Here is a 12,724-nt window from a genome sequence, read left to right as displayed (position 1 = left end):
TCAAGGAGTGCGAGGTGTTGACCACCGACATCCTCGCCAAGACCGTGGGCGCCGACCCGTTGGACATCCAGAGCACGTTTGTCGGCGCGATCTGCCGTTGGCAGGCCGCCAACCCGGCCGGGCTGATCGACATCACCCGGTTCTGGTTCGAGCAGGGCAGCCTGGAAAACGAGCGCAAGGTCGCCGAGTTCCTGAAGTACCAGGTCGAGACCCGCTCCATCGTCGGTGTGCAGTCGATTGTGATGCGGCCGAACGACCCCAACGGTTCGTGCGGGGTGGCCAGCGATGCCGGCGGGGTGGTCGGCTGGTGGGTGAACCCGCAGACCCCCGGCATCGATGCGTGCGAGCAGGCACTCAAGCTGATGGAGCTGACGCTGGCCACCAACTCTTGACGGGCAACGCGGCCGGCTGCCGGAGGAACCTCACTCTCCTAGCGACAAAGGGTCTCTAGCGCTCCCTCAGCGTGGTACGTGGAAGTCGACCAGTGTGGCGGCGCCGAACTCAAGATGCTTCCAGTTGCCCGGCACGTGCAGCACCGCGATCGCCGACGTCGGAAACTTCGTCGCGATGCGTTCGGCGGCGGCGCTGCCGGTCTCGTCGGCGCCGGCCAGACCCAAGGCCACCGCGGAGATCGCCGGCTCGTGTCCGACGACGAGCAGGGTGTCGACATCGTCGGCGACGGTGGTGATCTCGTCGACGACCATGTCGGGGGTGGCGTCGTACAACCGCTCGGGGAAGCGCACCGGGGCGTCGATCCCGGCGTTCGCCAGGGTCTGCCGGGCGCGGGTGGCCGTCGAGCACAGCACCTCGTCGATGCCGGGTTGGTTGGCGCGCAGCCAGTCACCGGCCAATGCGGCTTCGCGGACGCCGCGCGGGGCCAGCGGCCGGTCGTGATCGTCCACCCCGGCCGGGTATGCCGATTTGGCATGCCGCAGCAAGATCAGGGTGCGGTGTCGGTTGCTCACCACGACCACGGTAAAGCAGTCCCCTCCCGCAGCGTATTGCCACCTGGGCATCGTGGGCGAGTCAGGCCGTGGACGTGCCGAGGAAGGTCCGCGGACTTGTCGGTGCCCGGTCCTACACTCGCCATGCCCAGGACGAAGCCGGGCCCGCGATGAGAGGACGCGACAGCGATGCGATTCGTGCACACCGCCGATTGGCAGCTCGGCATGACCCGGCGCCGGCTGGCCGGGGACGCCCAGCCACGCCATTCGGCGGCGCGCCGGGACGCGGTGGTGGGGCTGGGTGCGTTGGCCGCCGACACCGGCGCGCAGTTCGTCGTGGCCGCCGGGGACGTGTTCGAGCACAACCAGCTCGCCCCGCAGGTGATCAGCCAGTCGCTGGAAGCCATGCGCTCCATCGGCGTCCCGGTGTATCTGCTGCCCGGCAACCATGATCCGCTGGACGCGTCATCGGTGTACACCGGTGCGCTGTTCCGCGCTGAATGCCCGGACAACGTCGTGGTGCTCGACACCGCCGGCGTGCACCAGGTGGCCCCCGGGGTTGAGCTCGTCGCGGCACCGTGGCGGTCTAAAAAACCCAACACCGACCTGGCCGCGGCGGCGCTGGCCGAACTCGGCCCCGCCGACGGCGTCATCCGGATCCTGGTCGCCCACGGCGGGGTCGACGCCCTGGACCCCGACCCGACCAACCCGGCGCTGATCCGGCTGAGCGCCCTGCAGGACGCACTGGCCCACGGCGCAATTCACTACGCGGCGCTGGGCGACAAGCATTCACTGACCGCAGTCGGTGACACCGGTCGGGTGTGGTATTCCGGTTCGCCGGAAGTCACCAACTTCGACGACATCGAACCCGACCCCGGCCAGGTGCTGGTCGTCGAGATCGACGACACCGACCCGGCGCACCCGGTCGCCGTGGAACCCCGCCGCGTCGGCCGATGGCGGTTTCACACGCTGCGCCGCCGGATCGACACCGGCGACGACATCACCGACCTGGCCACCACCCTGGACCGGATGCCCGACAAGGAACGTACCGTGGTGCGGCTGGCACTGGCCGGCTCGCTGAGCATCACCGACCGCGCCGCGTTGGATGCCTGCCTGGACAGGTACTCTCGGCTGTTCGCCGGGCTGGACGACTGGGAGCGCCACACCGACTTGGCGGTCGTCCCGGCCGACGGTGAATTCAGCGATCTGGGCCTGGGCGGATTCGCCGCCGCCGCCGTCGAGGAGCTGGTTGCAATTGCACGCAGCGCAACCGGCGATCCAGCCGACGACGCGCAGGCCGCGCTGGCGCTGCTGCTGCGGCTCACCGAGCACGACCGGGGCGCGGCATGAGACTGCACCGGCTGACCCTGAAGAACTACCGCGGCATCGACCACCGTGCGGTCGAGTTCCCCGACCACGGTGTGGTGGTGATCTGCGGCGCCAACGAGATCGGCAAATCGTCGATGATCGAGGCGCTGGATCTGCTGCTGGGATCGAAGGACCGCTCCACCAAGAAGAACGTCAAGGCGATCAAACCCACCCACGCCGACGTCGGTGCGGAGGTCACCGCCGAGATCAGTACCGGCCCTTACCGTTTCGTCTACCACAAGCGGTTCCATAAATGTCCGGAAACCCAGCTGACGGTGATCCAGCCGCGCCGAGAGCAGCTGAGCGGCGACGAGGCGCATGAACGGGTCTGCGGCATCCTCGACGAGACGCTGGACACCGCGCTGTGGCAAGCCCAACAGGTGCTGCAGGCCGAGGCGACTGAAGCGGTGACCCTGTCCGGCTGCGACGCACTGTCGCGGGCACTGGACATCGCCGCCGGGAACATCGCGACGCCATCGGGCACCGAATCGCTGCTGATCGAGCGCATCGACGCCGAATACGCACGCTATTTCACCAAAACCGGCCGCCCCACCGAGGAGTGGGCCGCCGCCCGAGACGTGCTGGCCGCCGCCGAGGCCGAGGTGACGCGCTGCGCGGCGTTAGTCGCTGAGGTCGACGAGCGGGTCCGCCGCCACGACGAGCTGACCGGTCAGTTGGCAGCGCTGTCTGCACAGCAGGGCGGTGTCGACGCCCGTTACGCCGCGGCGCAAGAGGCCGCGGCGAAGGTCACCGAGCTGACAGAGGCACTGCGGGAGGCGCGGCTGGTCGCCGCCGCGGCCGACGCCACCCGCACCGCGTCGGATGCCGCGCACACTGAACGGCTGCGGCTCTGCGCCGACGTGGCCACCCGCACGGCCGCTGTCAGCGCGCTGGACGCCGACGTGCAGCGGGCGGCCGAGGCGGAGGCAAGCGCCCGCACCGCGGCCGAGGCCGCCGACGCCGCCGCCGAGAAAGCAACGCAGGGCCTGCTCATCGCGGAGCAGGCCGTGCAGACCGCGCGTGGTGTCGTCGATCGACTCACCCGGCGAGACGAGGCCGACCGGCTCGCCGCCCGGCTGGCCAAGATCGACGCCACCGGACGCGATCACGATCGGGTGTGCGACGCGCTGGCTGCGGTGACGATCACCGAGGCGATGCTGCGCCGGATCGAAGACGCCGCAGCCGCCACGGACCAGGCTGAAGCAGCCCTGGCGGCGATCTCCACGACGGTGGAGTTCACCGCGATCGCCGACATCGAACTGCTGCTTTCCGGTCAGCGGGTGGCGCTGCCGGCCGGTCGGAGTTGGTCGACCACCGCTACCGCCACCACCCGGGTCGATGTGCCCGGCGTTCTGACCGTCCAGGTCAGCCCCGGAGACACCCGCGACGCGCACGCCAAACATGCTGCGGCGCAACAGGAACTGGCAGCTGCGCTGGCCGCCGCACAGGTGAGCGATCCGGAGGCGGCGCGACACGCTGACCGGCAGCGCCGGGAACTGCAGGCCCGCCGCGACCAGCTGGCCGCCACTATGGAAGCGCTACGCGCCGACGACCCGATCGACGAGCTGCAGGCCCGGTTGGATCACCTGCGTGCCGATCAGCCCGATCCGGCACCGGACACCGTCGGCGACGTCGAAACTGCGCGCGCCGAGCTCACCGCCGCCGAAGCGCAGTGCGCCGCCGCCGCCGAAGCCCGCGACTTGCGGCGCCGCACCGCCGCCGAGGCAGCTGATCGGCTGACGGAGCAGTCCACGCGGGCCACCGTGTTGCGGGGCCAAGCCGACACCCAACACGCTGAGCTGGCTGCCGCCGTCGACCGGCTGGCCCGCGAGCGCGCGCAGACCGGCGACGACGCCCTGGCCGACGCGGTCGCCGCCGACCAGCGGGCCGCCGAGGCCGCCACCGCACGGGTCCAAGAGTTGTCGCGGCAACGGGCCGCTACCGCACCCGACGCGGTCAGCGCCGAGCTGGCCGACGCCACCGCGGGTGCCCAAGCGCTGCGCACCCAATGTGACCAGATCACCGCCGCACTGCGCGACCTGCGTGTCGAGCTTTCTGTGTTCGGCACCGAAGGTCGTCAGAGCCGGCTCGACGCGGCGCAGGCCGAGCGGGAACATGCCGCGACCCAGCATGCCCGCATCGGCCGGCGGGCCCGCGCCGTGGACCTGCTCCGTTCGGTGATGCTCCGCCACCGCGACGACAGCCGGCTGCGGTATGTGCAGCCGTTTCGCGCCGAGATCGAACGGCTCGGCCGACCGGTGTTCGGGGACAGCTTCGAGGTCGAGGTCGACACCGACCTGTGCATCCGTGCCCGCACGCTGGATGGGCGCACCGTGCCGTATGAGTCGCTGTCCGGCGGAGCCAAGGAGCAGCTGGGCATCTTGGCCCGGCTGGCCGGGGCGGCGTTGGTCGCCGAGGAGGACAGTGTCCCGGTGCTGATGGACGATGCGCTGGGCTTCACCGACCCGGACCGGCTGGCCAGCATGGGTGCGGTCTTCGACTCGGTGGGTGCGCACGGGCAGGTGATCGTGCTGACCTGCACGCCGGATCGCTACCGCAGCGTCGAGGGCGCGCACCACATCGATCTCGAGCGTGCTATCAGCTCGTCATGAAGCCGATCGCGGTGTAGTTCACATCGGCCAGCCCCGGCGCACCGAAGTTAGCCAGGTCGGCGCGCACGGCGACGTCGCCGGGAGACTGGAACAATGGCAGGCTGAACCCTTCCTGCCAGAGCATGGTGTCGACCTGGTTGGCTAGCGCTCGCGCTTTCTGCTGGTCCAACTCGGCAAGCGTTTGTTGGATCTTGGCGTCGATTTCAGGGCTGCCGATTTTGCCGAAATTGCTGTCGCCGTCCGAGGCGTAGATCTGGGTGAGCGCCGACAGCGGGTAAGCGTCACCCGACCAACCGAATTGCGCGATGTCGAAGCCGCCGACACCGATGTACTGGCTGAAGAACCCGGTGCCCGGTTTGGCCTCGAGTATCAGCTTGACGCCGATCTGGGCGAGGCTGTGTTGGGCCACCAGCGCGATCTGCCGAGATGCCTGCGCCTCGTAGAACACGTCCCGGATCACCAGTTGCCGGCCGTGTTTCTGCCGCACTGCTCCGTTGAGTTTCCAGCCCAGCTCGTCGAGATCCCTGGCCGCTCGGTCCGGGTCGTAATCGGCCGGGGCGCTGTTGTTCTGGTAACCCAGCTGGCCGGCGACGAAGATGTGGTTGTTCAGCGGCGTGGGATGTGCGGTCAGCCCGTGCTGGGCCACGTCGGCGATGGCCTGACGGTCGATGCCCCTGGCGATCGCCAGCCGCAGTCGGACATCGGCCAGGATCGACCCGGGCGCGCCGTTGAACGTGAAATGCGACCAGGTCAGCGTCGGTGCCCGCCGGATCGTGATGCCGGGTGTGCGCTCGGCGATAGCCAGGTCGTCCAGGGTGGCCAGACCCGTGGCGTCGATGGCGTTGTTCTGCAGCGCGGGGATGAGCGCGGCCGCGTCGAGCACCAGGAACGTCAGCGAGTCGAGCCGCGGTCGCGCGCCCCACCACCGGGGGTTGCGGGTCAACGTGATGCGCTGCGCACCGCGGTCGATGGCGGACACGATGAACGGCCCGGCCGACGGGCCGGGCCGGTCGAGTTGTGCTGTGTTGAAGGCCTCCGGGGTGGCCGTCACGGTGCGGGGCTGCAGGTCGCCGAAGAGGCCGCGCCACTCTGCGTACGGTTGGGCGAAGGTAACCACCGCCTGGCGGTTGTCGACGCCTCGGGTCACCGACTTCACTCGCTCGTAGCCGGCCTTGCTCGCGATCGCGAACGCCTTGTCCCGGCCGCTGCAGGCGGCTGCCTGTGCGGCGAGGTCCGCCCAGGTAATCGGGGTGCCGTCGCTCCACACCGCCTTCGGGTTGATGGTGTAGGTGACGACCTGCGGGTCGGTGCCGGTCAGTTCGATCGTGGTGAAGTAGTCGCGGTCGATGCTCAGCGACCCGTCGGCGGCTGCGAGGAATGTCCGCGGCAGGGTGGGCCGGACGATCGAATTGAGGTTGACCGTGTTGCCGTCGATGTGCAGCGGGTTGAAGTTCGGCGGGAACTCCGTCAGCGCAAGCCGCAGGTTGCCGCCGTCGCGCAGCGTGGCCGGGTCCTGCGGGTTGATGTCGCTGACCGCACCAGCTCGCGCCGCCCCGCCCGGCGGCGCGAGCTGGGGATACCCGGCTGAGCAGGCGGTGACCGTCAGGCAGGCCAGCAGCACCGGCAACACCGGCCGTCGAAGCTTTCGGTGGCGCGTCATCGAATGCTAGCCCTAGCCGTGCACGGCGAGATCGGGGTGCGCCCGCGGCACCGCGGCCAGCAGCCGGCGGGTGTACTCGTGTCGCGGGTCGACAAACACCTGATCGCCGTCGCCCTGCTCAACGATCTTCCCGCCGTACATCACCGCGACCCGGTGCGCCAGGTGTTTGACCACTGCGAGGTCGTGGGAGACGAACAGATAGGACAGCCCGAACCGGTCCTGAAGATCCAGCAGCAGGTTGATGATGCCCGCCTGGATCGACACGTCGAGTGCGGAGACCGGCTCGTCGAGCGCCAGGATCTTGGGTTGCAGCGCCAACGCCCGCGCGATGCCGATCCGTTGCTTCTGCCCGCCGGAGAACTCGGCCGGGTAGCGGCTGGCGTCAGAGTGACTCAACCCGACGACATCCAGCAACTCGGCCACCCGCTGCTCGCAGCGGCGCCGGTCGAACCCGTTGGCGGTCAACGGCTCGGCCAACACATCGAAGACCGGCAGCCGCGGGTCCAGGGATGCGACCGGGTCCTGGAACACCACTTGCAGGTCGGCCCGCAGCGCCCGGCGGGCCGCCGCGGTCAGCGACGCGACGTCGGCCCCCAGCACCTCGATGGACCCCCTCTGGGGCGCGGCGAGCTCCAGAATCTGGCGCAGCGTCGTCGACTTTCCAGACCCTGACTCGCCGACGATGCCCAGCGTGCGGCCCTGCTGCAAGACGAAGCTGACACCGTCGACCGCGCGCACCTCGCCCACCTGCCTGCGCAGCACCACGCCTCGGGTGAGCCGGTAGGCCTTGGCGAGGTCGCTGACCCGCAGCACCACCGGCGGTTCGTCAGCGGATGTCTGGGCCGGCGGCTGGGTGGAGACGTTGAAAATGTCGGCGGCGCTGCGCCCGGCGACGATGTCGGTGCGGATGCACGCCGTGCGGTGGCCCTCGGCGATGGTGACCAGATCCGGTTCAGCCGAAAGGCATTCATCGATCACCAGCGGACACCGCGGGGCGAACGGACATGCGTTGGCCCTCAGCGACGACATGGACGGCGGTGCGCCGGGGATCGGAACCAACCGGGTGCCCTGCCGGGCGTCTAGCCGCGGCACCGAGCCCAGCAGCCCGACGGTGTAGGGCATGCGCCGGTCCCGGTACAGCTGGTCGACCGCCGCCGACTCGACGACGCGGCCGGCGTACATCACCAGCGCCCGGTCGGCGAACTCGGACACCACAGCCAGATCGTGGGTGATGATCAGCACGCCCGCGCCGGTGACGTCGCGGGCGGTGGCGAGCACGTCGAGAATCTGGGCCTGCACCGTGACGTCGAGCGCGGTGGTGGGCTCGTCGCAGATCAGCAGGTCCGGGTCGTTGGCGATGGCGATCGCGATCACCACCCGCTGGCGCTCGCCGCCGGACAGCTCGTGCGGGAACGCCCGTACCCGCTGCTGCGGAGCTGCGATGCCGACCAATTCCAGCAGTTCGACGGCGCGCGACCGGGCGGCCCGCCGCCCGACGTCGCGGTGGTGCACCCGGATGGCTTCGGCGATCTGGTCGCCGATGGTGTACACCGGTGTCAAAGCCGACATCGGGTCTTGGAACACGGTGCCGATCGCGCTGCCGCGAATCCGCGACATCGCCGAATCGCCCAGCCCGAGCAACTCCTCGCTGTGCAGCCGCACCGAACCGCAGACCCGGGCGTAATCCGGCAACAGGCCCGCCACGGCCATCGCGGCGGTGGTTTTGCCGCACCCGGACTCGCCGACGAGGGCGACGACCTCGCCGGGGCCGACGGTGTAGCTGATACCGCGCACCGCCGACACCGAGATGTCGCCGGTTTCGAACGTGACGGCCAGATCCGTCACGTCGAGCAGGGCGGTCATCTTCGGCTTCGCTTCCGGCGTTGCCGCAACCGGCTGGACGGATCCAGAGCGTCCCGTAGGCCGTCGCCGATCAGGTTGGCGCACAACACGATCAGTATCAGCGTCCCGCCCGGAAACAGGAACACCCACGGGAACGTGGTCACCGAATTGGTGCCGTCGGCGATCAGGGTGCCCAGTGACACGTCGGGCGGCTGGATGCCGAATCCCAGGAAGCTCAGGCCGGTTTCGGCTAGGATAGCTAGCCCGACGTTGAGGGTTGCGTCGACGACGAGTATCGAGGCGACGTTCGGCACCACATGACGCCAGATGATCTGACGGCTGGAGACACCCATATACTTTGCTGCGTAGATGAATTCACGCTCGCGCAGGCTCATCGTCATGCCGCGCACCATCCGTGAGCTGACCATCCAGCTGAACGCGGCGAGCAGGACGATCAGCCACACCACGCTGCCCGACTGCTTGGTGCGCGGCGTGACGATGGCGATCAGGATGAAGGACGGCACCACCAGCAGCAGGTCCACCAGCCACATCAGTGTCCGGTCGCGCCAGCCGCCGAAGTAACCGGAGACCGATCCGACGGCGGCGGCGACGCTGGTGGAGATCACGGCGACGCACAGGCCGATCAGCATCGACTTCTGCATGCCGCGCAGGGTTCGAGCCAGCAGGTCCTGGCCGAGTGCGTTGGTGCCGAACCAGTGCCTCGCGCAGGGCGGTTGCAGCAGCGCGTGGTAGTCGAGTTCGGCGTAGCGGTAGGGGAGCAGCGGCGGCAGCGCGTAACAGCCGGCGAACAGCAGCACCAGCAGGATCAGCGAAACCACCGCCGGCCTGTTGCGGATGAACCGGCGCAGCACCAGGTTTCGCCGCGACACGAACATTGGCGGGGCGGTGCCGCCAGGTGCGGTCGGGATTTGCACGCTCGCCGGAGGGTTCATGACACCCGCACTCTGGGGTCCAGCACCGCGTAGATCACGTCCGACAGCAAACCGGCCAGCAGAATCGCAGCCCCCGAGAACACCGTTATCGCCACCACGATATTGGTGTCCTGAGTGGCGATGCCCTGCACCACCCACTCGCCCATCCCGTGCCAGCCGAAGATCTTTTCGACGAACACCGCGCCGGTGACCAGGCCGGCGATCCCGTAGGCGAACAGGGTGGCCATCGGGATCAGCGCGGTACGCAGGCCGTGCTTGAACAGTGCGCGCCGCCGCGTCAGGCCCTTGGCGCGGGCGGTACGGATGAAGTCCTCACCGAGCACGTCGAGCATCGAATTACGCTGGTAGCGGCCGAAGCCCGCCATTGCGCCCAAAGCCAGCGTGAGGCTGGGCAACACGATGTGCTGGACCCGATCGACGAATTGGTTCCACATCCCGGCGGGGGCTAGGGGCGAGGCTTCCCCGGTGTATTCGAATACCTGCACCCCGAGGATCATGTTCACCCGCAGCCCGGCCAGGATCAGCAGGTAGGCCAGCACGAACGTCGGGATGCTCAGGACGACGAAGGACAGCACGGTGATCACGCGGTCGCTCAGCCGATACTGCCGAACCGCACCCCAGGCCCCCAGCACGACGCCGGCGATGGTACCGGCCACCGAACCCAGCACCACCAGCCGCAGGCTGACACCGATCCGCCGGCCCAGCTCCGCCGAGACTGGCTGACCGGTCACCGTCGGGCCGAAGTCACCGCGCACCGCACCGGAGAGCCACGTCGCGTACCGCACCGGTATCGGCTTGTCCAGGCCGAGTTCTGCCGCCTTCGCGTCGATCACCGCCTGCGGTGGTCGCGGGCTGCGCTGCAGGAAGCTTTCCAGCGGATGAAACGTCAGCGAAGTCAGGCAGAACGTCAGAAACGACGCCAGCGCCAGCAGCACGATGTAGTTGAGCAGCCGGCTCAGCAGGAACCGTGTCACGGCCGATGCTCGTACGGTGGTGGCATGGGCACAGGGTAAGCGATGGAATCGAGTCCGACCGTTGTTAAACCCGCCGACGCTCCGTGAGGACGATGAGGAGATTGGTGTGACAGTTACCGACGAATACCTGGCGAACAACGCGGCGTACGCGCTCACGTTCACCGGACCGCTGCCGCTGCCGCCAAGCAAGCACGTCGCGGTGGTGGCGTGCATGGATGCCCGGTTGGATGTCTACCGGGTGCTCGGCATCGAGGCGGGTGAGGCGCATTCGATCCGCAATGCCGGGGGGGTCATCACCGACGACGTGATCCGGTCGCTGGCCATCAGCCAGCGGCTGCTGGGCACCCGGGAGATCATCCTGATCCACCACACCGACTGCGGGATGCTCACCTTCACCGACGACGACTTCAAACGGGCCATCCTGGCGGAGACCGGCATCAGGCCGGGCTGGGCGGCCGAGGCCTTCGGCGACCCGGTCGAGGATGTCCGGCAGTCGCTGCGCCGGGTGCAGTCCAACCCGTTCATCACCCAGACCGAGTCGCTGCGCGGCTTCGTCTTCGACGTCGCCACTGGCAAACTCGACGAGGTGACCCTCTAAGAGTTGACCCGTAATGGGTCATGCGGCGCCAATCAGGTTGGGTGCTGGTTGTTTTCGGCTGGTCCCGCGACGTCCACGCTGGGGGTGTGGTCTGTTCGGGGGTGGGCCGGGTGCCGCTTGTTCAGCAGGCCACCACCGGGTGGTGGCTGCCGGTCCTGGCCGATCCTTCACCGGGTGGTGTTGGTGGCTGGTGCCGGTTGACTGAACTCTCCCACTCTTGCTCACTGGTGCACCATCGGTGTGTCGGTGATCTTGAATGGGTCGCTGATGCATCAGAATCTGGTGTGTCGGTGACTTTGGATGGGCCGCCGATGCACCCGAGGTGCCGTCGAGTCATCGCCGTCTCTTGCTTGACACGTCGATGTCCACTCTCAGTTCTGCGGGGCGTCATCGCCCGACTCAAGGACTGGCAGATCCTTCGACAATGCCGCCGACGAGGCGACGCCCTCAACCACAGCCTGCAGATCGTTGCCGGACTCTGGAACCTCAAGACAACCAGTCAATTACGAGTCAACTCTTAGTCGGTCGGCCAGCGCAGCGGGCCAACGAGCAGACTGCCAGTAATCCGTTGTCATTTCTTCCGCACCGGCGGGATCGTCGGGCATAGAGCCCCCGACTGGCCGGGGAGATTTGACCTCAGTTCCGTGTAGGTAGACTGCCGGTCACTGTGCAAACGATGAGTTTGGCAGTTGGTGGATCGAATGGGGGAGCTTATGACAAAGCGCTGTCGCGTCACCGTCACCCATGCCCAGGCGTTAGCCGCCGGTGGATCGCTGGTGGCGCTGTTGCTCTCCGGCGCGGTCGCGTCCGCCGACGACTACCAGATCACTCCTGATCCGAACTCCCCCGAAACGGTCACCGGACTCTACGGGATGTTCGGCCTTATCTCGGCCGGTCCGGCTCTGAACGAAACGGTTCAGGGCTATCAGGTCTTCAACTTCGTCGACAACAATGCGGCCGGTAGCTTCGACGCGGCCGTGGCCACCATCCCATACCTCTCGGACAGCACCAACCGGGAAGTCCTCGTCCTCGATCCCTCCGGCGCCTCGGTGGCGGGCGCTCCGCCGCCCGGATCGATCTTCGACACCGCGAACTTCGGGTTCGGCTTCCAGAATGATTACGCCGACATTGCCTCACCCAGCGGGGACAAGGTGACAGATACCTTGGTTACCCCGTTTGGGCCCCTCGATCTCACCTGGCTCTTCGGCGGCTTCGACGCATCCGAGGGACTCGCCACGGGCTCGCCGCCCTCTGCGCTACCTCCCGGCATCGAGCCAATTTCCGGTTCCCCGCCGGTGTTCACCTCGGTATCCGCACTGCCGCCGGTGGCGGTAGGCGTTGGGGGAGAACAGCAATTCCAGGTTGTCAACGCCGCTGGCAACGTTGTCGGGACTTTCGAAGCCATGGTGGCATACACTCACGACTCCTTTGGTTGGACCACCGAGGCGATTCTTGTCACCAAAGACCTGACCGGGCCCGTAGGCACCGGACAGGGCGAGGTCCCGCCGGTCGGATCGGTGTTCAACACCGCACATGACAGCCCGCTCGATCTGACGAACGTCTACTCCGATTTCGCCTCGACGGCACCCGGCAAGGACGTCATCTCCGACACCGTGAGCATCCCGTTGTTAGGGATAAAAAACTTGGACCTTTCCTGGCTCTTCCCCCTTGACGCGTCCGCGGGCCTTGCCGACCATTCGCCGTTCGCCCCGTTCGAGCTCGCAGACGACGACCAGATCCGTCCCGATCCCAACTCTCCGGAAGTGTTCACTG

General features: G+C 68.0%; 10 protein-coding genes. 5 read left to right on the top strand and 5 right to left on the bottom strand.

Annotated elements, in window-relative coordinates; translation table 11 throughout:
• Window positions 1-392, top strand: a 392-nt coding sequence (locus AC2VOP_RS14345) for a DUF3558 domain-containing protein (RefSeq protein ID WP_486961593.1), incomplete at its 5' end; no start/stop codon positions are given.
• A 66-nt stretch (window positions 393-458) separates the two neighbouring features.
• Here AC2VOP_RS14345 and AC2VOP_RS14340 read toward each other — a convergent pair.
• Window positions 459-965, bottom strand: a complete 507-nt coding sequence (locus AC2VOP_RS14340) for a SixA phosphatase family protein (protein ID WP_486961592.1) — start codon at window positions 963-965, stop codon at window positions 459-461.
• A 168-nt stretch (window positions 966-1,133) separates the two neighbouring features.
• On the opposite strand from AC2VOP_RS14340, the gene AC2VOP_RS14335 reads away from it, so the two are divergent.
• Entirely contained in the window at window positions 1,134-2,294 is a 1,161-nt protein-coding gene (locus tag AC2VOP_RS14335; RefSeq protein ID WP_486961591.1) for a metallophosphoesterase family protein, read from the top strand.
• Window positions 2,291-4,924, top strand: a complete 2,634-nt coding sequence (locus AC2VOP_RS14330) for an AAA family ATPase (RefSeq protein ID WP_486961590.1) — start codon at window positions 2,291-2,293, stop codon at window positions 4,922-4,924. Before AC2VOP_RS14335 ends, AC2VOP_RS14330 begins: the two co-directional genes overlap by 4 nt.
• On the opposite strand, the gene AC2VOP_RS14325 is transcribed toward AC2VOP_RS14330, so the two are convergent.
• From AC2VOP_RS14325 to AC2VOP_RS14310, 4 genes are read right to left on the bottom strand one after another with little or no spacing between them, the layout of a single operon-like run.
• On the bottom strand, window positions 4,911-6,584 hold the full coding sequence (locus AC2VOP_RS14325; protein ID WP_486961589.1) for an ABC transporter family substrate-binding protein: 1,674 nt from the start codon (window positions 6,582-6,584) through the stop codon (window positions 4,911-4,913). The two genes, AC2VOP_RS14330 and AC2VOP_RS14325, sit on opposite strands and share 14 nt — an antisense overlap.
• A gap of 12 nt (window positions 6,585-6,596) precedes the next feature.
• Window positions 6,597-8,447, bottom strand: a complete 1,851-nt coding sequence (locus AC2VOP_RS14320; RefSeq protein ID WP_486961588.1) for a dipeptide ABC transporter ATP-binding protein — start codon at window positions 8,445-8,447, stop codon at window positions 6,597-6,599.
• Window positions 8,444-9,322, bottom strand: a complete 879-nt coding sequence (locus AC2VOP_RS14315; protein ID WP_486961594.1) for an ABC transporter permease — start codon at window positions 9,320-9,322, stop codon at window positions 8,444-8,446. Before AC2VOP_RS14315 ends, AC2VOP_RS14320 begins: the two co-directional genes overlap by 4 nt.
• A 53-nt stretch (window positions 9,323-9,375) precedes the next feature.
• Window positions 9,376-10,353 carry an ABC transporter permease gene (locus AC2VOP_RS14310; RefSeq protein WP_486961587.1) on the bottom strand — a complete coding sequence of 326 codons (978 nt, stop codon included), beginning with the start codon at window positions 10,351-10,353 and terminating at the stop codon, window positions 9,376-9,378.
• Window positions 10,354-10,459: 106 nt separating this feature from the next.
• Here AC2VOP_RS14310 and AC2VOP_RS14305 point away from each other — a divergent pair, with 106 nt between their 5' ends.
• Entirely contained in the window at window positions 10,460-10,951 is a 492-nt protein-coding gene (locus AC2VOP_RS14305) for a beta-class carbonic anhydrase (protein ID WP_486961586.1), read from the top strand.
• A 713-nt stretch (window positions 10,952-11,664) separates the two neighbouring features.
• A partial coding sequence (locus AC2VOP_RS14300; protein ID WP_486961585.1) for a hypothetical protein occupies window positions 11,665-12,724 on the top strand: 1,060 nt, incomplete at its 3' end.

Source organism: Mycobacterium sp. TH-M106 (genome assembly GCF_057473765.1).
The sequence above is the reverse complement of the archived record's forward strand: the minus strand, read 5'-3'. Positions and strand labels throughout refer to the sequence as shown.